Origin of the sequence: Haloimpatiens myeolchijeotgali, assembly GCF_042688525.2 — a bacterium.
GTDB lineage: Bacteria > Bacillota > Clostridia > Clostridiales > Clostridiaceae > Haloimpatiens.
Genome location: NZ_JBHWAB010000001.1, coordinates 561,859 through 586,044, shown reverse-complemented (window position 1 = coordinate 586,044; position 24,186 = coordinate 561,859). Strand labels below are relative to the sequence as shown.

19 protein-coding genes and 1 other annotated feature are annotated in these 24,186 nt (G+C 28.5%); of the genes, 3 read left to right on the top strand and 16 right to left on the bottom strand.

Features of this window, described 5'->3' with window-relative positions:
* Positions 1–19 precede the first annotated feature (19 nt).
* Complete coding sequence (locus tag ACFIJ5_RS02905) at positions 20–604, bottom strand: AAA family ATPase (protein WP_379803579.1); 585 nt, start codon at positions 602–604, stop codon at positions 20–22.
* Between the two features lie 107 nt (positions 605–711).
* On the bottom strand, positions 712–1,260 hold the full coding sequence (locus ACFIJ5_RS02900) for an ECF transporter S component (RefSeq protein ID WP_379803576.1): 549 nt from the start codon (positions 1,258–1,260) through the stop codon (positions 712–714).
* A 176-nt stretch (positions 1,261–1,436) separates the two neighbouring features.
* Between ACFIJ5_RS02900 and ACFIJ5_RS02895 the strand changes: the two genes are divergently transcribed.
* Together ACFIJ5_RS02895 and yidA are read left to right on the top strand one after the other, a co-directional pair.
* Positions 1,437–1,589, top strand: coding sequence for a DUF5670 family protein (locus ACFIJ5_RS02895; RefSeq protein ID WP_379803574.1), 153 nt, complete (start codon positions 1,437–1,439; stop codon positions 1,587–1,589).
* A gap of 253 nt (positions 1,590–1,842) precedes the next feature.
* Positions 1,843–2,655 carry a sugar-phosphatase gene (yidA, locus tag ACFIJ5_RS02890; RefSeq protein WP_379803572.1) on the top strand — a complete coding sequence of 271 codons (813 nt, stop codon included), beginning with the start codon at positions 1,843–1,845 and terminating at the stop codon, positions 2,653–2,655.
* Between the two features lie 185 nt (positions 2,656–2,840).
* Here yidA and ACFIJ5_RS02885 read toward each other — a convergent pair whose 3' ends face one another.
* The 13 genes from ACFIJ5_RS02885 to trpS all read right to left on the bottom strand — a co-directional run bounded on the left by ACFIJ5_RS02885 (position 2,841) and on the right by trpS (position 14,706).
* Positions 2,841–3,278: an MOSC domain-containing protein gene (locus ACFIJ5_RS02885; protein ID WP_379803570.1), complete on the bottom strand. Its 438-nt coding sequence runs from the start codon at positions 3,276–3,278 to the stop codon at positions 2,841–2,843.
* A gap of 271 nt (positions 3,279–3,549) precedes the next feature.
* Positions 3,550–4,017, bottom strand: a complete 468-nt coding sequence (gene moaC / locus ACFIJ5_RS02880) for a cyclic pyranopterin monophosphate synthase MoaC (protein WP_379803568.1) — start codon at positions 4,015–4,017, stop codon at positions 3,550–3,552.
* Positions 4,018–4,019: 2 nt separating this feature from the next.
* The gene (gene moaA / locus ACFIJ5_RS02875) at positions 4,020–4,976 is read right to left on the bottom strand and encodes a GTP 3',8-cyclase MoaA (RefSeq protein ID WP_379803565.1); all 957 of its coding nucleotides are present in this window, start codon (positions 4,974–4,976) and stop codon (positions 4,020–4,022) included.
* A 154-nt stretch (positions 4,977–5,130) separates the two neighbouring features.
* Positions 5,131–5,772, bottom strand: a complete 642-nt coding sequence (gene mobA, locus ACFIJ5_RS02870; RefSeq protein WP_379803563.1) for a molybdenum cofactor guanylyltransferase — start codon at positions 5,770–5,772, stop codon at positions 5,131–5,133.
* Complete coding sequence (locus ACFIJ5_RS02865) at positions 5,757–6,248, bottom strand: MogA/MoaB family molybdenum cofactor biosynthesis protein (RefSeq protein WP_379803560.1); 492 nt, start codon at positions 6,246–6,248, stop codon at positions 5,757–5,759. Before ACFIJ5_RS02865 ends, mobA begins: the two co-directional genes overlap by 16 nt.
* A gap of 49 nt (positions 6,249–6,297) precedes the next feature.
* The gene (locus ACFIJ5_RS02860; RefSeq protein WP_379803558.1) at positions 6,298–6,870 is read right to left on the bottom strand and encodes a 4Fe-4S dicluster domain-containing protein; all 573 of its coding nucleotides are present in this window, start codon (positions 6,868–6,870) and stop codon (positions 6,298–6,300) included.
* Positions 6,870–8,246 (bottom strand): [FeFe] hydrogenase, group A, encoded by a 1,377-nt coding sequence (locus tag ACFIJ5_RS02855; protein ID WP_379803556.1) that lies wholly within the window; start codon positions 8,244–8,246, stop codon positions 6,870–6,872. Before ACFIJ5_RS02855 ends, ACFIJ5_RS02860 begins: the two co-directional genes overlap by 1 nt.
* A gap of 49 nt (positions 8,247–8,295) precedes the next feature.
* Positions 8,296–8,883 (bottom strand): 4Fe-4S dicluster domain-containing protein, encoded by a 588-nt coding sequence (locus ACFIJ5_RS02850; RefSeq protein ID WP_379803554.1) that lies wholly within the window; start codon positions 8,881–8,883, stop codon positions 8,296–8,298.
* 289 nt (positions 8,884–9,172) lie between these two features.
* Positions 9,173–9,706 carry a molybdopterin-guanine dinucleotide biosynthesis protein B gene (gene mobB, locus ACFIJ5_RS02845; RefSeq protein ID WP_379803552.1) on the bottom strand — a complete coding sequence of 178 codons (534 nt, stop codon included), beginning with the start codon at positions 9,704–9,706 and terminating at the stop codon, positions 9,173–9,175.
* Complete coding sequence (locus tag ACFIJ5_RS02840; protein ID WP_379803549.1) at positions 9,684–10,895, bottom strand: molybdopterin molybdotransferase MoeA; 1,212 nt, start codon at positions 10,893–10,895, stop codon at positions 9,684–9,686. Before ACFIJ5_RS02840 ends, mobB begins: the two co-directional genes overlap by 23 nt.
* 33 nt (positions 10,896–10,928) lie before the next feature.
* Positions 10,929–13,061: a formate dehydrogenase subunit alpha gene (gene fdhF / locus ACFIJ5_RS02835; protein ID WP_379803547.1), complete on the bottom strand. Its 2,133-nt coding sequence runs from the start codon at positions 13,059–13,061 to the stop codon at positions 10,929–10,931.
* 347 nt (positions 13,062–13,408) lie between these two features.
* Positions 13,409–13,552 (bottom strand): hypothetical protein, encoded by a 144-nt coding sequence (locus ACFIJ5_RS02830; protein ID WP_379803545.1) that lies wholly within the window; start codon positions 13,550–13,552, stop codon positions 13,409–13,411.
* 155 nt (positions 13,553–13,707) lie between these two features.
* Positions 13,708–14,706: a tryptophan--tRNA ligase gene (trpS, locus tag ACFIJ5_RS02825; protein ID WP_379803542.1), complete on the bottom strand. Its 999-nt coding sequence runs from the start codon at positions 14,704–14,706 to the stop codon at positions 13,708–13,710.
* 48 nt (positions 14,707–14,754) lie between these two features.
* Positions 14,755–15,009: a binding site (T-box leader), on the bottom strand.
* Between the two features lie 209 nt (positions 15,010–15,218).
* Here trpS and ACFIJ5_RS02820 point away from each other — a divergent pair.
* Positions 15,219–15,410, top strand: coding sequence for a hypothetical protein (locus ACFIJ5_RS02820; RefSeq protein WP_379803539.1), 192 nt, complete (start codon positions 15,219–15,221; stop codon positions 15,408–15,410).
* An 84-nt stretch (positions 15,411–15,494) separates the two neighbouring features.
* On the opposite strand, the gene ACFIJ5_RS02815 is transcribed toward ACFIJ5_RS02820, so the two are convergent.
* Positions 15,495–24,077: a GH36-type glycosyl hydrolase domain-containing protein gene (locus tag ACFIJ5_RS02815; RefSeq protein WP_379803536.1), complete on the bottom strand. Its 8,583-nt coding sequence runs from the start codon at positions 24,075–24,077 to the stop codon at positions 15,495–15,497.
* Positions 24,078–24,186 lie beyond the last annotated feature (109 nt).

The following is a 24,186-nucleotide window of genomic DNA, read 5'->3' as shown; positions in this document are numbered from 1 at the left end:
CTGCGTAAACCACAGACCTTTAAGCTTCTTTTTTAGTTTGTTCACATTTTTCTGTCAACTCTAATGCATCTAAAATTTGTTTAGCTCTTTCTTTAGTAGAACCATTCACTATTGTGTAAACTGCATTTTCATAATCTAAAAAATTCTTAATAGCTTCATCAACTAACCTTGCAGTATCTTCATCTTGCCACCTAACTCCATCTTTTGAATATCCAAATTCTCTTGGTACATAAAAAATATAATCATACTTTGGCAAATCCATCAATGCAAAATTATATAAATCCTTTAATATAGCTATTTCTTTCTTCGTTCTTTTCTTATTTCCTAACATAAATCTTCCATATATATATGGAACAAAAGTTGCATAATCTGTTACTGCATAATCAAATTCACTTAATTTTTGTTCTAATTGTAATTGTCCAAGATAAATACCATATTGTTCAGCAATACCTTCAATCATACCTTTTTCACTTAGATATTCTGTACTGTATTCTGGTGAACATCCTACGTCTAGTCCCATTATCTTCATATCAACATATAATTGTTGCATAAGAGTTGTCTTTCCACATCTTGGACCACCAAGTATAGCAATTCTTGTAGTCATCTGTTTGACCCCCAAAAGCATTTTTTAAAGCACATTTATTATATCAAACATGACTAACATTTTTCAACAAAATACAAAAGTAATTAAAATATTTTTCAAAATAACTGTTACTTTATCTTTTCTTTAAGAATTTTTGATAATGGTAATGCTAACACCATTCCTACCACAGCCTGAATACAGTTTCCTGGAATTCCAGCTAAAGCTATCATTTGACTTTCGTGAAGTGTAGCTGCTTCAAAAACAATATATTTTGCCATTACTATATTTGCTAAATAATATGCTAATATCATCCATATACCTGCTATTACAAATGCAAAAGTATTGTTCATTAAATTCTTACCCTCATAGTTTTTTCTATACGCAATGCTTCCTACTATAAATCCCATTATTCCCTTTATCACAAATGTAAATGGAGCCCATACAGCATATCCAGTCAAAATATCTGCAAACATCATTCCAATAGCTGATGCTGCTGCTCCTTTTTTCTTTCCAAATAAAATTGCTGCTACAAATACCATACTATCTCCTATGTGAGTATACCCTATCTGATTTGGAAATTTTATAAACATTGTAGCAACACAAATAATAGCTGCCATAAGTGATACTTGTACAATGTCTAAAATTTTAATTGAATTTGTCCCCATATTTCTTTCCATATTAATACCTCCATGATATTTTTTTAACTTTGTTACCTTCTACTCATATTATAAATGTTATAAATAATAAGGCCAAATGTATCGATACATTAAAAATATTTAAATACTGTTATAATATTCAATTTTTATGTAAAAAATAATACTGTATTAATTTGACTTAAATGGAGGTAAGTTTAATGAATTTTTTACACTGGTTAGGTGGAATAGTCGTTTTGTTTTGGCTTATAGGTCTAATCTTTAAAATAGGCGGAAATCTTATAAATCTACTTTTATTAGTAGCTGCCTTAATATTTATAATTGACGCTTTAGTGGGAAAGAGAAGAACTTAAAATATTTTAAAAAAGTATAAAAAACAAAGATTAAAGTTCAAATAAGGATAATTTTTTTAAGTTTTGTGCAAATGCAGAAAACTATCCTTATTTGTTCTTTCTTGTCTTTACTTTATACTTTAATTTAACTTTATTGTTCTAATTCGCCAAATAACTACAAATAAACTCACATATAAAAAATATTCTATCTATCTCAACATATTATGGTATAATAATAAACATTGTAATAAATTAATGTATGGAGGAATAATTTATGTTTAAATTGATAGCATTAGATATGGATGGTACACTACTTAAAGAAGATAAAACAATATCTAATAAAACATTTGAAGCAATTCAAAACGCTAAAGAAAAAGGTGTAAAAGTAGTTTTATCTACTGGAAGACCTGTACTAGGAATAAAAAAATATTTACAACACTTGAACTTAATAAATGAAGATGATTTTGCAGTTACATATAATGGAGCAGTAGTTCAATGTACTAAAAGTGGACAAGTAATTGCCGATAATCCACTAACATTTGAAGATCTTCATTATTTATATAATTTAAGCAAAGAATTAGGAATAAATATTCATGCTTTAACTACAAATACTTGTATAACTCCTAAAGCTAACAAGTACTCAGAATATGAAGCTACTATGAATGAAATTCCTTTAAAAGTAGTAGATTTTGATAATATAGATGAAAACACTAAAATAGTAAAAGTAATGTTTGTAGATCCAGAAGAAATTCTTTCTAAAGTTATTGAAAAACTTCCTAAGGATATATATGAAAAATATACTGTAGTAAGAAGTGCACCTTTCTTCTTAGAATTCTTAGATAAAAATGTTAATAAAGGTTTTGGAGTTAAATTACTTGCCGAAAAACTTAACATAAAACCTGAAGAAGTTATATGTGTAGGAGATGCTGGTAATGATGTACATATGATCAAATATGCTGGCCTTGGTGTGGCAATGGATAATGCTTCCCTAGATGTAAAAAAACAGGCTGATTATATAACTTTGTCTAATGAAGAAGACGGGGTTGCTCACGTTATAAATAAATTTATATTAAAAGATTATATATAAAGTAAAAAGTATAAAGAATAAAAAACAAATAAGGAAGATTTTTAAAATCAAATATTTTAAAAATCAATTAATTATAAATTTAAGTTTTTCTATAAGAAAAACATCCTTATTTGTTCTTTCAACTCTATACTTTTTACTTTCTTTTTATCCTAGTATGCAGCATTTTCTTCTCTTCATGAGCTGATTTACTCTTCAATAACCTCTATACTATCTCCTGGTTTTACTGTTCCGCCCTTAATAATTTTTGTGAATATACCTTCTGTTGGCATTATGCATTTTCCAACTTGTTTTTTTATGGCACATCCGTCATGACATTTTTTACCGATTTGTGTAACCTCTTGAATAGTTCCTCCTATTTTTAATCTTGTTCCTACTGGAAGTTTATATAATACTATACCTTCTGTAGTTATATTTTCTGCAAATTTACCTGGTACTAATCCTTTAGCCCCTAATTTTATCATAGTATCTATACTCTCTTGTCCTAACAAACTTACTTGTCTGTGCCAATTTCCTGCATGCGCATCCCCTTGTAATCCATGTTCTTCTTTAAATGTTCCTTCACTCATAGGTGTTTTTATTACGCCCTTTTTATCACTTATATTAACAGATATAACTTTTGCCATTGGTAAATTCTCAACTCCTTAATTAGTCATTATTAACTCAACTTTCACAGTAAAAAAATACTGCTTAGCGAAGGGAAATGATATATTGCGTAAGAAACATTTGAACAAAGTCTACAAGTTCTTAGCTTTACGAATTTGAAAAAAGTTATTTTTTCAACATGAGTAAAGCTTAGAACTTGTTACTGAAGTGAAAGGTTTCTGAGCAAGATATCATTTTCCGCAGCGGCTATTTTTCACCTGCAAAAGTTAAGTTCATTAAAATTAACTATATTTATTTTCTTTCATATACTCCACTTTTTCCACCAGTTTTTTTCATAAGCTTTATATCGCCTATTATCATATCTTTATCCACTGCTTTACACATATCATAAATTGTTAAAGCTGTAATAGATACTGCTGTTAAAGCCTCCATTTCAACTCCAGTTTTACCAACTGTAGATACTGTTGCTTCTATTTCTATTCTATCTTCTAATATATTAAATTCTATATTGGAACCAGTTAAAAATATGTTATGACACATAGGAATTAACGTTGATGTATTTTTTGCTCCCATTATTCCTCCTACTTGAGCAACAGATAAAACATCTCCTTTTTTTATTAGACCTTGTTTTATTAATTTTATGGTTTCTTTGTTCATCTTTATATAACCTTTGGCTACAGCTACTCTTTTAGTATCTTCTTTATCACCTACATTCACCATATGTGCTCTTCCTTTTTCATTAAAATGTGTGAATTCCATTTTTATCCTCCTATAGCCATCATATTTCTTTTTGTATACTCACCATTCTCCAAATTATGAGATTTTGGCTTCTTCTGTATAGATTTAATAATTATATCTTCTATATCTTGTCCATTTCTTAAAAGAGTTTTTAAATCTATTTCTTCATTAGAATGTAAACATAACTTAAGTTTACCATCAGCGGTTAACCTAACTCTATTGCAATTGCAACAAAATTTATGAGTAATAGGACTTATAAGTCCTATTTTGCCTTTTGCATGAGGCAATTTATAATATTTTGCTGGTGAACATATATCCTGTGATTCAATCTCTTTTAATTCTTTTATTTTATCTAAAACTACTTCATTAGTTATAAATTTATCTAAATCCCATTCTTTTGCCTCTCCTATAGGCATTAATTCAATAAATCTAATTTCTAAATTATCTTTTAAAGTTAAATTAACAAAGTTTTCTATTTCATTATCATTAAATCCACCAACTAAAACTGTATTTATTTTTATAGGATCAAGTCCTACTTTTCTTGCTTCTTCTATTCCATCAAATACTTTATGTATTTGTCCTCCTCTTGTTATTTCTTTATACTTTTTGGGATCTAAAGTATCCAAACTTACATTTACCCTATTAACTCCTAATTGTTTTAAATCTTTAGCATATTTTTTTAATAATATTCCATTAGTAGTTATAGCAAAATCTTTTATTTCTTTTATTTCACCTATCTTTTTTATCAAACTCAAGATTCCCTTTCTTACTAATGGCTCTCCCCCTGTTATTCTTACTTTATTTACACCTAATGATACAAATATTTTTGTTATTTTTTCTATTTCTTCAAAAGTTAATATTTCATCATGCTTTATTTTTGATATACCATGTCTAGGGGTACAATATTTACATCTTAAATTACATAAATCTGTAACTGATATTCTTAAATAATTTATATTTCTCCCATATAAATCTTTCATGTATCCTCCATTATTAATTAACTCAACTTTCACAGTAAAAAAATACTATCTAGCAAAGAAAAATGATATATTGTAATGGTTTCTGATCAAGATATCATTTCCCGCAGAATCTACATTTTATCTGCTAAAGTTGAATCTTAATTCTTTTACATACTTAGATTATTGTTTTTATATTTAACGCTCTATTTATTTTTTTATAAGCAACCACATCATCAATAGTATTTAAATTTTTAAACATTTCTAAATTAGAACTATACTGTAGTGCTTCTTTTTCATCTATACATAAGACATTTATTCTACTCATAAGGCATCGCATGGATCTTTTATTTTTTAAAATTTGAATTTCTATTTTAGGTATGATACTTTTACAATAAAAAGCATTAAATGGTTCTATTCTTTTTGAATTTTCTGTTACACAAGCATCTACTTGTATATTTTTTATTTTGGATTTCATATATCTTATGTACTGTATATTCACATTTGGCATATCACAAGCAATGAAGTATGCATATTTACTACTACTTTCTTTAAGTCCAACATGTATTCCACTTAATGGACCTTTTTCTTTTATTTCATCACAAACGATTTTATAAGGACTATTTGTATAAAGTTCTGGTTTATTAGTAACTATAATTATTTCTTCAAATTCTTTTTTTAGCTTCTCTATAACACTTTCCATAACTGTTTTATTGCCTATTTTTAAAATTTGTTTATCAAACCCCATTCTTGAACTTTTGCCGCCTGCTAATATTACTGCTGTTTTAAATTTATTCGAACCATCTATTTTCTCGCACATTCACTAGCTATTCCTTGAAGAATCTCTAATCCATGCTGCAGCGTATCTATTATATATTCTAATGACTCTCTTACTGCCTTAGGGCTTCCTGGTAAATTTATAATTAAAGTTTTATTTCGTATTCCTGAAACTGCTCTTGAAAGCATTGCTCTTTTAGTAATACTTAAACTATAATGTCTAATAGCTTCTACTATACCAGGTGCAAGTTTGTCTACAACCTTCAATGTAGCCTCTGGAGTAACATCCCTTTCACTAAATCCTGTTCCTCCAGTTGTAAGTATTAAATTTACCTTCATTTCATCACTCATATATATCATTTCTTTAGATAACATAGCCTCATCATCTGGAAGTACTAAATATTTAGCTACTGAGTACCCGTTTTTTTCAACTATTTCCTTTATTACTTTTCCACTTTCATCAACTCTTTCATGAGCATACCCTTTATCACTAGCTGTAATAATTCCTACTTTAAACATATTCTTAACACCACCTTATCACGAGTGAAATTAGCTACAAATCTTACAATTATTTTATCACATTTGCAAGTTTCATAACTACCTGTTTTCTTTTGTCTTTAATTGATTTATTTACCTCTTCACTTTTCACTATTTTAAATGCATCTGTAGGACAGGCTTCTACACAAGCAGGTCCTCCTTCTCTTCCCATACACAAATCACATTTGTTTGCTATTATCTTTTCCTTGAAGAATAATTTATTTTCCCTTTCAACTTTTAAACCTTCTTGTAATACTTTTTCCCCATTATGATACTCTTGAACTAATTCTATCGCCCCAAACGGACAGGCTATTACACATGTTTTACACCCTATACAGGTATCTTTATTTATATATATTACACCGTCTTTATTAACTATAGAACCATTTGGACAGGCATTAGCACATGGAGCATCTTCACATTGTCTACATTGAATTGGTGCACTTACTTGAGCTGTTTTTACAACATGTAAACGTGGATTAAATTCTATATCACAATTTCCTGCTGTAAATATATTTTTTTCTGAATGTGCTACTACGCAAGCTATCTCACATGTTCTACAACCTATACATTTATCTGGGTCAGCAATAACAAAAGCATTCATTATAAATTCCCCTTTCTTGGTGCATATTTAGTATGCAGCAATTTATGTGATTTAGCACCTAATGGTTTTCCTAAAAACTCATCATATATCTTTTTAATCTCTGGATTTTTATGAGATTTTCTTAACTTTAATTTAGAATCATGTTCATACATTGATGCTTTTCTATTTTTATATGCAATTTCTCTATACTCTTCTAAAAGTAGTTTAGGTTGTCCTCCTCCACTTATACATCCTTCCGGACAAGTCATAACCTCTATAAAATCGAAATCACATTTTCCTTCTTTTATACTCTCAAGAATATTCACTACGTTTTTTAATCCTGAAACTATTGCTACATTTAATTCTAAATCATCAATTTTGACTTTTGTACTTCTTACTCCTTCTCCACCTCTTACAAATTCTAAATCTAAATTTGGTATAGGCTTTTTAGTAATTATCTCGTAAGCTGTTCTAAGTGCAGCCTCCATAACCCCTCCAGTTACACCAAATATGTTTCCTGCACCAGTATACATTCCTAAAGGTTTATCAAATTCTTCATCTTCAAGATTTACAAAATCAATTCCACTATCTTTAATTAGATGTGCCAATTCTCTTGTGGTCAAAACTACATCTACATCTTTATAACCGCTATCCTTCATTTCTGGTCTGTCACATTCAAACTGTTTACATGTACAAGGCATAATAGATACACTAAAAATCCTACTTGGATCTACTTCGTCTATTTTTGCTCCATAAGTTTTAAATACTGCACCTGCCATTTGTTGTGGTGATTTACAACTTGAAAGATGCTCTAATAATTCTGGATATTCTTGTTCCATAAACTTTACCCACGATGGACAACATGAAGTAAACATAGGTAACGTTTTTCCCTTAGTAACTCTTTCTATAAGTTCATTACCTTCTTCCATTATTGTTAAATCTGCTGCAAAATTAGTATCATATATTCTATCAAAGTTTAACCGTCTAAGCACTGCTGCTAATTTACCTGGTGTTAAGCTTCCCAGTTTCATTCCAAACTCTTCTGCTAGCGCTACTCTTACTGCTGGTGCACATTGCACTACCTTATAAAGTTCTTTATTCGCTAAAGCTTTCTTAACTTTAATTTCTTGTCCCATATTATAAGCCGCAAAAAGAGGCTCTTTTACAGTTGATAACATATTTCTTTCTCTTCGCTTTATGTGTATTGGGGTTATATCTTCATCAAAACTTGGAGCATATGAACTACACTTTTGTACACATTGACCACATAATATACATTTATCTACATTAATACTTTGAGGTTCCCCTTGTTTTCCTTGTATAGCATCTACTGGACATATTTCTGCACAACGTCTACATCCAGTACAGAGTTCTTTATCTATACTAACTATACTCATTAAAATTCCCCCCTATATTTCCCTCAAGTAAAACTTAGTTTAAATAAATCTATTTATAATTTTTTATTGCTTGTAATAAGTCTTCTGCCACTTTTTTATTACGTTTTTTCTTATATTCTTTTGGTATTACTAATGTTAGTGCGTCTTTAGGACATGCTTTTATACATGCTGGTTCCCCTTGTTCCTTGCATAAGTCACATTTGTAAGCAATGATTTTCACCATTTTTTTCGTTGAATCTGTACTTTCCCCTTTTAAGTTATTTTGAATAATTTCTTTTCCATTACGATATTGTGGCAATAGACTTATAACTCCAAATGGACATGCCATTACACAACTTTTACACCCTATACATTCATCTTCATCTATAATAATAGTATTATCTATTTGCTTTATAGCATTTACTGGACAACTATTAGCACAAGGTGCATCCTCACATTGTCTGCACTGAACAGGCATGGTAACTTTCCCTAATTTAACATTGTATAATCTTGGTATTATAGGAGTTGAAACCGTACCAACAGTAGCTTTCACATTATTATTTGAATTGTGAGCAGCAAAACATGCAACTTCGCAAGCTTTACATCCTATACATTTATTAGGGTCAGCAATAACAAAAGAATTAAGTGTAGCTGACATTATCCCACCACCTTTCCAATTGTAAAATACTCAACTTTCGCAGATCAAATACTGTCTAGCGAAGGGAAATGATATATTGCGTAAGAAACATTTGAACAAAGTTTACAAGTTCTTAGCTTTACGAATTTCAAAAAAGTCATTTTTAATTACTAATTCCTACGGAATATTAATTAAAAAATCTTTTTTCAATATGAGTAAAGCTTAGAACTTGTTACTGAAGTGAAAGGTTTCATAGCAATATATCATTTCCCGCAGCGACTGTATTTTACTCAGAAAATTGAGTAAAATACTATTTCAAAATTGATTTAACTATAAACTCTGCTATTTGATAGTGATTATTTATATTTAATATTGGAATATCTTTATCTAACTTTTCATCACTAGCTATAGCAATAAATGTTGAACTATCAAAATTATTATCTTCACATAACAATCGATTATCTATGCCGTTTCTATGAACCTCTATTTTTGGATATTTATTATTTTTGAACCCTTCTATGATTACAACATCTACACCAACAAAAAGTTTGAGTATATCCTCTACTTTTTTTTGTTCTTTTAATATTTGAACCATAGCTAGCTTTTGTGAAGAATTAATAATTACATTATCTGCTCCTGCTTTTGTAAATCTATAACTATCCTTTCCTTCTTTATCTATCTCAAAATTATGTGCATCATGTTTTAAAACACCAACTTTATAGTTTTTTTGCTTTAAAACTTTAATTACACCTTCAATTAAAGTGGTTTTACCCATTCCTGATTTTGTTGATACTATTGAAATAACTTTAGGGTTAATATTTTTATTTGTACATAAATCTTCCATCTAAAACTTCACCTGCTTTTGCACTACTAACCCCTTCTGGTATTATCATTACTCCATTTGCTCTACTTCTAGTCATTAAATAATTTGAGCATTGTGAACCAACTTCATATGCATAATATTTTTCATCTTTCTTTTTAATTTCAACATAAACATATTTTCTTCTATCCTGTTTTAATTTAAAATTATCTGCAGCTATAACCTTAAAATACTTCTTATTAAAACCATCTTTTCCCATCATCTTTTCTATTGTTGGCTTAACAAATTCTTCAAACGTAGTTAATACTGATAATGGATTTCCTGGAAGTCCAAAGAAAAGTTTATCTCCAACAGTTGCAAATGTGGTTGGTTTTCCTGGTTTAATAGCTATAGAGGTAATCTTAACATCTGCTCCTATTTCACCTAAAACATCCTCTACAAAATCATAGTCCCCAACTGATACTCCACCTGAGCTAATTACTATATCTGATTTATCTAAAGCTTTCATAATTTTTTGTTTTAAATATTCTTTATCATCTGTAACTACTCCTAAAGACTCCACTTCTGAACCTAACTGAATACATAAAGCCTTTAATGAATATTCATTAGAATTTCTCACTTTTCCCTTTTCTAGTTTAGAATTTATATCCATAAGTTCATTTCCAGTTGTTACAATTGATATTTTAGGTTTCCTATAAACTTTTACTTTACTATATCCCAAAGAAGCTAAAATTCCTATTTCTGTTGGAGTAATAATTTTCCCTTTTTCTAAAGCTAATTGACCAACTTTAATTTCATCTCCAAATTTAATAATGTTATTTCCTTCTTTTACATGTTCAGAAATAATTATTTGATTTTTATCCTCTACTATTTTTTCTATTTTTATTACAGCATTTGCTCCCTTAGGAACTGCTGCTCCTGTCATAATTTTTATTGCTTGTCCTTTTTCTAATTCACCTTCATAATAATCTCCTGCTTTTATTATTGCTTTCTTAGTAAGTTTAATTTTATTTTTATCATTACATTCTTTTGTATCTTCACTTTTGATAGCATACCCATCCATAGCTGATTTATTAAACGGTGGTAAATTATCTTTGGAATAAATATTTTCTGCTAGTACGCTATTGAGTGACTTCATTAAATCTACTTCTTCAGGTTCTAATACTTTTGTTTCTTTATTAATTATGTTTAATGCCTCATCTATACTAATCATTTTTCCTTCTCCTTATCAAATAGTTAATTTTCGTTATTTAATTCCCATTTTATTTTTTATCTCTTTGTATTTTTCTTTTACATATTCTTCTGCCCATTTTTGATCTTCTATTTTTTCAACTTTTACTGCACAATATTTATATTCTGGAGTTTTCGAAATAGGATCTACATAATCACTGGTTAGTTCATTACAAGCACCTATCCACCATTGATATGTCATATAAGTAGCACCTGTTTTTACTCTATCTGTAACCAATGCTCTTGTTACTACACTTCCCCTTCTTGAAGTTACTCTTACTAATTCTTCTTCTTCTATTCCTAAATCTTTTGCATCTTCTATACTTATTTGTATATATCCTGGTTCATCTGCTAATTCCTTTAAAGCCCTACAATTTCCTGTCATAGTTCTTGCTGAATAATGTCCAACTTCTCTTACTGTTGATAAACTAAGTGGATATTCTTTATCAGGAGACTCTCCTGGTGCTCTCCACTCTGCAGCAAATAATCTTCCTTTTCCACTTGGAGTAGTAAATTTATTACCTTTATATAAGTATTGCGTTCCTGGATGATCCTCATTAGGGCAAGGCCATTGAATACCTCCTAATTTCTCCATACGTTCATAACTTGCACCTGCAAAACTAGGACAAAGGCTTCTTATTTCATTCCAAATTTCTTCTGTATTTTTATATTCCATAGGATATCCCATAGCAGTAGATATTTCACTTATTATTTGCCAATCTGGTTTTACATCACCCTTTGGCTCTATTACTTTTCTAAATCTTTGGAATCCTCTATCTGCACTTGTGTAAACACCTTCATGTTCTCCCCAACTAGTAGCAGGAAGTATAACATCTGCATGAAGAGCTGTTTTATTCATAAATATATCTTGAACTATTACAAAATCTATATTATCTAAAGCTTGTCTTACTTCTGATGAATTAGGATCACTTTGAACTGGATCTTCTCCAAAAATATAATAGGCTTTAAGTTTATTTTCTTTTAATGCTAATCTTGGAACATCAGTTAATGAGTACCCAACTTTATCTGAAAGCTTAACTCCCCATGCCTTTTCAAATTTCTTCTTTACATTTTTATTTGTAACTGCTTGATAACCTGGATATACATTGGGAAGTACTCCCATATCACAGGCTCCTTGTACATTATTTTGTCCACGAACTGGTCCAATTCCAACTCCAGGTCTACCATAATTTCCTGTTAATAATGCAAGTGTTGCCAAACCTTTAACCACATCTACTGCTTGAGAAAATTGACAAACTCCCATTCCGTAAAGAATCATAGCATCTTTAGCTTTAGAATATTCTCTCATTGCTTTTCTTATATCCTTAGCTGGAACTTTAGTTATTTTTTCAGCATATTCGGGAGTATATTTTTCTACTATCTTCTTTAATTCTTCAAAACCTTCTGTGTATTTTTCAACATATTCTTTTTTATAAAGGTTTTCATTAATTAATACATTGATAAATGCATTAACTAAAACCATATTTGTTCCACCTTTTATAGGTAACCTTAAATCTGATATCCTTGCTGTTTCAGTTATTCTTGGATCTGTTACAATAATTTTTGCACCTTTTTCTTTTGCTTTAACTATTCTTCTTGCAACAATTGGATGTGAATCTGCTGCATTATATCCAAATACAAATAACAAATTTGTATCTTCTATTTCTTCTATTGAATTGGTCATTGCACCACTTCCTAATGAGTAAGCCAGCCCGGCTACTGAAGGAGCATGTCAAACTCTAGCACAATGGTCTATATTATTTGTACCAATTACAGCCCTCACAAATTTTTGCATTACGTAGTTAGCTTCATTTCCTGGTCCTCTTGCTGAACCTGTACCAATAATTGCATCTGGTCCATATTTTTCTTTTATCATTGTCAAGTTATCAGCAACAAATTTAATAGCTTCTTCCCACGAAACTTCTTCTAATTGTCCATTTTTTCTTATCATAGGCTTTTTTAACCTAGGAGTTAAGAGCTTAGGATCATTTAAGAAATCCCAACCATAACGACCTTTAAGACATAATTTTTCTTCATTTGTTCTTCCATCTGCTGCTTCTGCTCTTACTATTTGTCCATCTTTAACTACTAAATATAATTGACATCCTCCTCCACAATATGGGCAAGTGGTTAATATCTTTTCTTCCATTTTTTACACTCCCCTTTTCTATAAAGTTACTAACTCAACTTTCACAGTAAAAAAATACTGTCTAGCGAAGGGAAATGATATATTGCGTAAGAAACATTTAAAATCAATTAAGAATTAATAATTAAAAATGAATAATGAAGGTTGATTTTTGCTTTAGCAAAAATCTTTAATTATATTAGTTATTTTGCCCTAAGGCAAAATTTCCTTAATTATTAATTATTCATTATTAAATATTAATTATCTTTAAAGTAAAAGGTTTCAGAGCAAGATATCATTTCACGTAGCGGTTATTTTTCACCTGTGAAAATTGAATTACTAATATTTTAAAATCACCTTTGTTTTTAAATCTATATACTACCACTTATTTGTAATATATTTTTAATATTCAAACTTTTATTTTTATTGTACACTATGAATTCATAATCATTATTAAGCATAAATTTAATAAGAACTTCACAAATTATTTTACCATACAATAGTTTTATTTTCAATTTATTACATTTATGTATAAGGTTATTATTATTTCTACTTATTGCATTAAAATATCAATATTACATAATAGAACAAATGCACATATTACATAAAAAAACACCAAAATTGATAACTAAAAATAGTTTTCAATCTTGATGTTTTTTAATAAGATATCTTAATTCTCTGGTATAAATCCTATTTTCTTCTTCATTTTTCTTAGTGTTTTATTAGCAACATATTTTGCTTTTTCTGCCCCTTGTTTATATACCTCTGCAAGATATTTTTTATCTGAAACAAGTTGTTTAACTTTAGATTGAATTGGTTCTAATTCCTCTACAATTGCATCTGCAACATCACTTTTAAATTTAGCATATCCAATTCCATCATATTGTTCTTCTATTTGTTCTGGTGATATTGATTTTATAGCACTCAAAATATTAATTAAATTCTTTATTCCTGGTTGTTCATCACTATATTTAACAACTCCTATAGTATCTGTAACAGCTCTGCTTATTTTCTTTCTTATTACATTTGGTGGATCCATTATTAATATAAATCCATTAGCATTTTCACTTGATTTGGACATTTTCTTTGTTGGTTCCTGTAAATCCATTATTTTTGCCCCTGCTTTTGGTATATATGCTTCTGGAATCTTAAATGTTGGACTATATAAATTATTAAATCTTTCACCTAAATCTCTTGTTAATTCTAAATGTTGTTTTTGATCTCTTCCAACTGGTACTAAATCTGCTTGATATAATAATATATCTGCAGCCATTAATACTGGATAATTTAATAATCCAGCTGCAATACTATTTCCAGACTTAGCCGATTTATCTTTAAATTGTGTCATTCTAGATAATTCACCCATGTAAGTATTACAATTTAACAACCATGCTGCTTCTGAATGTTGTGGAACATGTGATTGAATAAACATTGTATTTTTTTCTGGATCTATACCTGAAGCTATATATATAGAAAGAAGTTCTAAAGTTCTCCTTCTTAAATCTTTTGGTTCTTGTCTAACAGTTATTGCATGTAAATCCACTACACAAAAATAACAATCATATTGTTCTTGTAATCTAACCCAGTTTTTTATAGCTCCTAAATAATTACCTAATGTTAAATCTCCTGAAGGTTGAATTCCACTAAATATTACTTTTTTACCTTCCATGTTTTCACTCCCTTTTTTATTATAATAAAAAAGTCCTATGGAAAATTTCCATAGGACGTTATTAACGTGGTGCCACCTAATTTTAAGAAACCATATACATATATAGCTACATAGCTTCTTCTTATTGTCAGATACACAATGATATCCTGTCTTTATAACGTAAGACTAACGTCAAGAACTACTAAAATTTCATTCCGAATCTCATAGACCCATTCAGTTTAATCATAATTACTGTAATCTCAACATCTACAGTTCTCTGTAAATCTGTTTTTAAACCTACTTACTTCTCTTCAACGATTCTAAACATTATTTATTAATATTATAATCCTTTTTATATATGTTATTACTATTTTTTTCAAATGTCAACAGTATTTCTTCTATATACTCAATTATATATTTTTTAATACCATACCAATACATATCTGTATATAATTAATTTAATTTTTTCTGTTAAGAGAGGAATACTAAATACATAGCTAATAAATATATTTCAAATTTAGGAGGTTTTATAAATGGATAAAATTAAAAATAAAAGTTATACTCCTCATAAAAGAGGTTATTTTAAAGAAAAACCAAAACAAGAAAAAAGTTACTCTAAAAAAGATTCTGTAGAACTTCCTGACAATGTAACTGATCCTATAATATCTAATAATATATCTAATGTTGAATTTGATTACACTTATGATGGTGGAGATGATATTTAACTTAAATTAAAGTATAAAGTACAAAGTTTATTATTCTTACTTTATTCTTTGTACTTTATTCTTTTTTACAATTCCTTTTTTATTTTATATTGTTACCTCTACAATATGTTCTCCTTCTTGTAAATATGGAACTATCCTATCATCTAATACTTTTCCATCTAACTTTACTTCTTTTCTATCTGATTTAGTTATTTTTATTTTGTAAATACTATTCTTCTTTCTATATGTGATTTTATATTCTTTCCAAGAATTTGGTATTGAAGGCTCAATAGTAAATCCTTTGTCACCTTTTAATTTTAAACCTAATATACCATCTATAGCTACTCTATACATCCAACCTGAAGTACCAGTATACCAGCTCCATCCGCCTCTACCTTCATGAGGTTCTTTAGCATAAACATCTGCTGTCATAACGTATGGTTCTGTTTTAAATGTTTCACATTCTAAATATGAACGGGTGTGATTTATTGGATTTATCATATTATATATTTTCCATGCTTTATCACCCATACCTAATTTACACAATGCCCAAATTACCCAAGTAGCTGCATGAGTATATTGTCCTCCATTTTCCCTTACACCTGCCACATATCCTTTTATATAACCAGGTTCTAAATTTGATTTATCAAATGGTGGAGTTAACAATAACACCATACCTTTATCTTCTTTAACTAGGTATTTTTCTAGTGATTTCATAGCTTCTTTTGCTCTATCTTCATTAGCAGCTCCAGATATTACTGCCCATGATTGTGATAAAGAATCAATCTGACATTCATCATTTTGTGAAGAACCTAAAGGAGTTTCATCATCAAAATATGCTCTTCTATACCAGCTTCCATCCCAAGCATTTTCTTCTAAATTCCTTCTTATGAATTCTTTATCATTATCATATTTATTTTTCTTTTCTGAGTCATTCATATATACACATAAATCAGTAAAATCATTTAAAATACTATACAAAAACCATCCAACCCATACACTTTCTCCCTTACCTTTATTTCCTACTGTACTCATACCATCATTCCAGTCTCCACTTCCCATTAATGGTATATTGTGAACACCAAATTTTAATGATCTTTCAATTGCTTTTACACAATGTTCATATATGGTACCTTTAACATTTGAAACACTAGATATCTTATATCTTTCGTCCTCTCCTTCTTGCAAAGGTTCATCTTCTAAATATGCAACTTCTTCATTAAGTATAGAATAATCTCCTGTAGACTTTATATAATGTATTGTTACATAAGGAAGCCATAATAAGTCATCAGAAAATCTAGTTCTTATACCACTTTCTACAATTGGATGCCACCAGTGTTGAACATCTCCTTCTATAAATTGTCTTGAAGCACTATATAATATATGTTCTTTTGTAATTGTAGGATCTAAATACGCAACTTGCATAACATCTTGAAGCTGATCTCTAAATCCATAAGCACCACCAGACTGATAAAATGCACTTCTTGCCCATATTCTACATACTAATGTTTGATACATCAACCATCCATTAAGCATTATGTCCATAGTCTCATCTGGCGTATCTACTTCTACAGTATGCAATAGGTTATTCCAATAACTTTTCACGTTTTCTAACTCTTTTGCTACATCTATTTCATTAGAATATTTATCTATAACATTATCAATTTTCTCTAAACTTTCGTCTTCACCGAATAAAATAATTAGAGTTTTTTCTTCATCTGGATTCAAATCTATTTTTGAATTATAAGCTAAACATGGATCAAGTCCAGCTCCAACATTATTGGTTAATCGCTGTTTCTTTAATACTTCTGGATTTTCATAATTTCCACATCTACCTAAAAACTCTGTTCTGTCTCCACTGAAACTTTCATCTTTCCCTCCAACTATTTTTAAATAAGCTTTTAGATTACCAAAACTTGAGCTGTATGGATTACTACCATATACATACTTTTTATCTTCTTTATAATAAGTTGATATATATTGAGAAGTTTGTTGTGGAACAACTCCGAGTACTAATCTAGAATAGTAAGTTAAAGATAAACTTCTGTTTTGTGAAGTATTATTTTTTAAATTTACTAAACATACCTTTACATTATCTTCTTTTGGAACAAACATAGTTGTTTTTCCAATTATGCCATTACATTCATGTGTAAATGTAGAATACCCAAATCCATGTTCAATTACATATTCTCCCTTATCTCTTATAGGATTACATGTTATACTCCACACTTTACCATTTATCTCATCTCTTAAATAAAGTATTTCATCGCACCAATCAGTTACCCAATCATTAGACCATGTAGTTATTTTATTCTCTCTACTATTTAAGCACCATGTGTATGTGCTTCCTCTTTCCGTTACATTAAATCCAAAATTTTTATTACTTATTACATTAATCCATGGTGCCGGTGTGTTTTTATCATCCTTTAAAACTATTACATATTTGTCACCATTCTTACTAAATCCACCATAACCATTGAAGTATTTTAATTCTTCTAATTCATGCTTATATGGTTTACTATCATAATTAATATTTTGTACTTTTAATTCCTCTTCACTTTCTGATAGTTCAAGTGAATCCTTAATTTGATTTACAAAAGAACCTTTTTCAGAATCTATAAATAATCTTGCTATTGAAATTAAAAACTCTATATCTTCTTCCTCAATCGTAGCTCTATTATAAAAAAATACTCCTCCACTTTTATTTTGTTTATCCCTAAGTGAACTTGATAATATCAACTCTTTTATAGTATTTTGAAGCGGTTGAGTATAAGAATTATCCTCTAAGTTTACAATTACTAAATCTACTTTCAGCCCTTTTATACTCCAATACTCATGTGCCTTTAAAAGTTGTTTTACTAAATGAATATCTTTACTTGTTCTACATATTAGAAGTACTATAGGTACATCCCCAGAAATTCCGTATTTCCACAAATCACTTTGAGATTTTGTAATACGTTTAATATACTGCTCTCTATTTTTAAAGGATGAATTCAAAAATAATATTTTTGAAGCAGCAAGTTGATATAAATTAGCTTGAGTAGATTTTATTGCTAAATACTTCATATCTAACTGTGCTTGTGCCCATGCTAATTTAAAACTTCTGTCTACATTACTATATTCATTATATTTTTTAGCAAGTTCTATTACTTCATCTCTTGAATGAGAAAAAGCAATTGTATATATAACTTCACATTTTTGACCTTTTGGAATTTTAACTCTTCTTCTTATGCTCATTATTGGATCTAATACTGTACCTACACTATTTTTTAAAGGAATATCTTTTTCCATGCTCAATGGATTTTTTAAATTTCCTCCTCTACCTATGAAATTAACTCTACTAGTTTCATATTGTACAGCTCCTAAAGCTTCTCCATTTACCAATACTGTCTGCATAATCCAAGGTTGATTATCTTTATCTTCTTTTTTCCTTGCTCTTCTTGTTGCAAGAATACATTCTGGTTGTTCAACATATTCCGTTTGTACAAACAAATTTTGGAATGCAGGATGAACTAAATCTGCACTATAATTTGATAATGTAACCTCACAATAACTTGTTATTTCGATAATTTTGTCTATATCACTATTATTGATTATGCTTATTTTTCTTATTTCTGCATTATCTTCATTTGATACAACAATTTCTGTTTGTGTTGTTATATCTTTATCTTTTCTTTTAAACTGAGCTTTATCTAGAGAAAATGTAACTTCATATCTATCTTCATTAGTTTGACAAGGCTCATATGTTGAACTAAAATACTTATTGTTTGAAGCATCTTTTATATAAAAAAACATTCCACTGTTATCTAATGTTACATCTTCTCTCCATCTATATATTGTCATATCTTTGTACTTAGAGTATCCACTTCCACTGTTAGAAATCATTAAACTATACTCTCCATTAGATACTAAATGTATTTGTGGTATTGTAGTCTTTGCTGTTTTATAATTTCTTACTATTATATCTTGCGTTTTGATTTTTTCTTCTTTTTCCTTAGAGTAATCATTCTCTCTTTGATAAATTACAACTTTAGGAATTCTTTCCTGAAGTAATAATTCTGAAGCTTTAACTCTTGGTATATTGTGAAATCTATTTTGAAGTATATTATTATTTAATACATTATCAAGTGCCATCAAACTCATACCTTGATGATGTACCATAAAACATTTTACTATAGAACTTTCTTTTCCCTTTAGTCTTTCTTTTGTGTAATCTACAGCTTCATAAAAACCATATTTCCCTAATATACCTTCTTTAATCAATACTTTTAGATTTTGAAAAGCACCTTTCACATCTAATTGCATTGCTAAAACAGTAGAATATGGAGAAATCACAAGTTCATCACTTAATCCTCTTTTTACACCTATTCCTGGAACCCCAAAAGCTTTATATTGATAGTTTAAATCTACATCAAAATGATAAAATGCTGATTCAGAAATTCCCCATGGAACATTTTTGTTACTACAATATGCTTTTTGACCATGTATTACAGAATTGTATGTTTGATCAAGCAACGTATTAGGATAATTCTTCATTATTAAAAGAGGCATAAAGTATTCAAACATAGTACCACTCCAAGATACTAATCCCTTAGAATTATTAATATTTGCCAAAGCTCTTCCTAACTTAAACCATACAACTTCACTTACGTCCCCCTTTGAAATAGCAACAAAAGTTGCCTGCCTTGCTTCTGAAGCTAATAAATCATAATAGCTTTTACTTATAGTATTGTTTTCAACATCATATCCAATAGTAAACAATTCTCTTTCATTATCAAATACTAATGAAAAATCGGTATTTTCTGCCATCAAACTTATTCTATTTATTAAATCATTAATTTGTAAATTAATACTTGATATTTTTTCTTTTGAAACTTTTAATAAATCATTTACTTTCACATCTTTTAGTCCATCTAATTTTGTTATTTGTGAAAAACTTTTATTTAAAAATACTTCATCTATTGACTTACATAGCTTCTGTTCTTTTGATATATTATTTATCCATGGGAATATTGTGTTTGTCTCTTTTATCAACATATCTACAGAACACTTTAATTTTTTATTCCAATAATCACATTCATCCTCTATAAATACCTCTTTATATTTATCCTGTATTTTTTTAAGTGTCTCATTAAAAGTAAATATATCTATTTCTTTTAAGTCTATTTCTTTTAATATATTTATATAATGATTTTCTATTCCTGCTTTTTCTTTAATCTCTTTATCTGCTAATCTTGCAGTATCTTCTAAACCTAAAATATAATTTTTAATAGGAATTTCATTATTTAAATACTCTTTTAATGCTTCACTTATTACCCACAAATATCCTACTAAATTTCCACTATCTACAGTAGAAATATATCTTGGATATAGTGGTTCCTTAGTTCTAGTATCATACCAATTATAAAAATGGCCCTTCATTTTTTTCATACTTTCCATACTAGAAATTATATTATTAAGTCTATCAATCAACTCTAGTAAACCTATATACCCTAAATCATAAGCTGTTATGTTAGACATCAATCCCATACCTAAATTAGTAGGTGACGTTCTATAAGCTACTCCTTTATGTGGTTCTTCCTGATAATTATCTGGTGCTAACCAATTATTTTCTTCACAAATAAAATCTTCAAAATAAGCCCATGTTCTTCTAGATATTTCTCTAACTTCATTAATTTCATTATTATTTAATTTATTCTTTACTTTCTTTTTATCTTTACTTATCCAATATGCTACTGCAGGACTCAAAAACCATACTAATGAAAACGGTAATGCAGAAACACCTGCATAATATGATTTTGTAAATGCTAAAACAAGAATTCCTAAAGCTATTGCACTTCCCATCCACATAGATTTTATGTAACTTGTTAATGTTTTACCTGCACTTTTTTCTGCATCTGCTGCTGTTTGCCATTCTAACATATTCTTTTTACTTATCAGTAATCTATACAGTGTCCTAAATATAGCATCTATCATTAAATATGCTTGATATGGTATAAAACAAAATATAAAAAAGACTTGAGAAAATACCATTTTTATACCAGAAATTTTTCCAGACAAACTTATGCCTTTTATAGGTGAAATAACAAATTCTGTTATGTCAAATAAAATCGGACATAAAAATGCTAAAATAGCAGCAGCTACCCATTTATCTGTACCATCTGGTAATACATTGAAAGATAATGTTATTAAAATAATTACAGAAGGAGCTAATAAACTTCTTCTTAAATTATCTAATAATTTCCATTTAGATAAAGTATTTAATCCATTTTTTTTGAATATCCACGGTATAAGCTGCCAATCTCCTCTTACCCATCTATGTAATCTTTTACAACTAGCATTGTAATATGCTGGATATCCATCTATTAATTCTATATCAGTTACTAGACCTGCTTTTACATATGACCCTTCTAACAAATCATGGCTTAATACAGAATTTTCAGGGATTTCATCTTTTAACTTATAGTTAAATATGTCTATGTCATATATACCTTTACCTGTAAATATTCCTTCACCAAATAAATCTTGATAAACATCTGAAATAGCCGTAGTATATACATCAATACCTATTTCACCTGAAAATATTTCAGAAAATAGTGTTTTATTAGCACTAGTTACATCTACACTTATTCTAGGTTGTAAAAGACCATATCCTCTCATTACTCTATCTGTTTTATTGCTTATTATTGGTTTATTTAATACATGAGCCATTGCTCCAATAAGTTTTCTAGCAGCATTTCTAGGAAGCTGAGTATCTGCATCTAAAGTTATTACATATTTAGCTTCTTTTAACTCACTTATATCACTACTTATAACATTATAACTTGTATTGTTATCTCCTCTTAATAACAAATTAAACTCCATTATTTTTCCACGTTTTCTTTCCCAAGCTAACCATTTTTCCTCTTTTGTATTATATTTCCTATATCTACTCAAATAAAAAAATATATTTTCTTTACCGTTACAATATTTTTTATTTAATATTTCAATTTCTCTTAAAGTAAAATTTACTATCTTATCATCATTTTCTTCATGTTCTTTATCACTATCTTTAAAATCTCCAAGTAACGCAAAATATAAATTATCAAATTTATTTGCAAGATAGTAAATTTCCATCTGATTTACTAATTCTTTAGCTCTTTCAATATTATTTATTATTGTAGGTATTACAACAATAGTACGGTTTTCCTTACCTATTCCATCTTTTAAATTCATTTTAGGAATAAATCTTGGTGAAGTAAGATAATTTATACTCCAATGAAAAATAGAAATAACTATTTCACTACATGGAATTAAAAGAGCTATTACAGCAATAATATATCTCCATAACGTTACATCATTATCATTTATAAAACTTAACCATATAAAAATACTCATAACTATTATAGTTCCAATTATTATTGTACTTAAATAAGCCCTAACTCTATTTTTACTTACTTTATTTTCTTTTTTATTAAACACGCCTTTTTTAATGTTTAGTTTTTCTTTAAGGCATACTATTCCATCATCTATTATGTAATATCCTATATGTTTAACATATTCCTTACCTTTCTGTATTTTTGAATTTTGAGCACACTCTAAAGCTTTTTTTACAACAAATGATTCTGGTAGTTTGAATTTTTTAGATAATTTTTCTATTTTATGTCTATAGTAATCTTTTGATTCAAAATCCATTTTTTCATATATACATGCAGGATCTTTTTTTAATAAATTTTCAACATAACTTAATTCTTCAAAATATTTTCTGAAATTCATAGCTTCAATTTTTCTTATACTACTTATACAATTTCCCATAGATAATTGAAGTGCTGCTTCTTTTTGATGTTCAACAATTATTACTTTATCATAATCGGTTTCTTTAATTTGTAGTTTTTCATCTATCCATTCATAAACTTTTGTATTTTCAATACCATTGTCTTTTAATAATTTTAAAAGTCTTTCGGCAAAAAAATATGTAAATTCAACATCTTCTTCAAAAAAAGATGTAAGTTCTTTACATATATCTCCACCATTACATGCGTTAATTATTCTTTCCCCAACAAAATCAGCTTTTCTTTTTTCTTCTTGTGCAAAAACAAGTGAATTAGCTACCGTACTTATATTTTGAATTAAAGCTGTTTTAATCATCACAGGTAAAGCCCATAATTCTTTACTAGTTAATATTGAATTTTTTTGATATGCTTTTATAAATCTTTCTACTGTTTTTTCATCTATATTACCATCCGTATGAGAAATCATTTCTACCGCTATATGATATACCCTAGGATATCCCTTCATAATTCCTCTCGTTAAAACAGGTAGATTTCTATAGTCTTTTTTACATAAAATTGACTTTACTTGTTTATATTCTTTTTCAATTAAAAACATATTATCTAAAAGCCATTCCCCTGCATGAAGTCTATCGTTATTATTCTTTTGATACTCATCTACTTTTTTATGTGCAATCAATATATAATTGAAGCTTTTTTCTATACTCTTAATTAATCTTTTATTTTTCTTACCTTTCTCTGTTTTAGAATAAACTGCCGCCATTTCTTCTGCATGTTTTTCTAAATCATCTATATTAACAATAATTTTTGGTACTATGTCCATAGGGGTTTCATCATTATTCTCTTTTTTTAAACTTTTAAAAATATAAAGTATCATAAAAATTACAGATACTGAAATTATCGTGATAGTATAAGTCATATAACTTCACCTCTTAAACAATTTAATATCACCACATAAATTTCTTTCAAATTCAGCGCTACTTAGATTATTTTTGCCAATAATATCAGAATTAATTCATTATAAATAA

Coding starts and splice junctions, on each gene's coding strand:
- ACFIJ5_RS02905 (WP_379803579.1), bottom strand. CDS start 604: ATGACTACAAGAATTGCTATACTTGGTGGTCCAAGATGTGGAAAGACA.
- ACFIJ5_RS02900 (WP_379803576.1), bottom strand. CDS start 1,260: ATGGAAAGAAATATGGGGACAAATTCAATTAAAATTTTAGACATTGTA.
- ACFIJ5_RS02895 (WP_379803574.1), top strand. CDS start 1,437: ATGAATTTTTTACACTGGTTAGGTGGAATAGTCGTTTTGTTTTGGCTT.
- yidA (WP_379803572.1), top strand. CDS start 1,843: ATGTTTAAATTGATAGCATTAGATATGGATGGTACACTACTTAAAGAA.
- ACFIJ5_RS02885 (WP_379803570.1), bottom strand. CDS start 3,278: ATGGCAAAAGTTATATCTGTTAATATAAGTGATAAAAAGGGCGTAATA.
- moaC (WP_379803568.1), bottom strand. CDS start 4,017: ATGGAATTCACACATTTTAATGAAAAAGGAAGAGCACATATGGTGAAT.
- moaA (WP_379803565.1), bottom strand. CDS start 4,976: ATGAAAGATTTATATGGGAGAAATATAAATTATTTAAGAATATCAGTT.
- mobA (WP_379803563.1), bottom strand. CDS start 5,772: ATGTGCGAGAAAATAGATGGTTCGAATAAATTTAAAACAGCAGTAATA.
- ACFIJ5_RS02865 (WP_379803560.1), bottom strand. CDS start 6,248: ATGTTTAAAGTAGGAATTATTACAGCTAGTGATAAAGGGTATGCTCAT.
- ACFIJ5_RS02860 (WP_379803558.1), bottom strand. CDS start 6,870: ATGAATGCTTTTGTTATTGCTGACCCAGATAAATGTATAGGTTGTAGA.
- ACFIJ5_RS02855 (WP_379803556.1), bottom strand. CDS start 8,246: ATGAGTATAGTTAGTATAGATAAAGAACTCTGTACTGGATGTAGACGT.
- ACFIJ5_RS02850 (WP_379803554.1), bottom strand. CDS start 8,883: ATGTCAGCTACACTTAATTCTTTTGTTATTGCTGACCCTAATAAATGT.
- mobB (WP_379803552.1), bottom strand. CDS start 9,706: ATGGAAGATTTATGTACAAATAAAAATATTAACCCTAAAGTTATTTCA.
- ACFIJ5_RS02840 (WP_379803549.1), bottom strand. CDS start 10,895: ATGATTAGTATAGATGAGGCATTAAACATAATTAATAAAGAAACAAAA.
- trpS (WP_379803542.1), bottom strand. CDS start 14,706: ATGGAAGGTAAAAAAGTAATATTTAGTGGAATTCAACCTTCAGGAGAT.
- ACFIJ5_RS02820 (WP_379803539.1), top strand. CDS start 15,219: ATGGATAAAATTAAAAATAAAAGTTATACTCCTCATAAAAGAGGTTAT.
- ACFIJ5_RS02815 (WP_379803536.1), bottom strand. CDS start 24,077: ATGACTTATACTATCACGATAATTTCAGTATCTGTAATTTTTATGATA.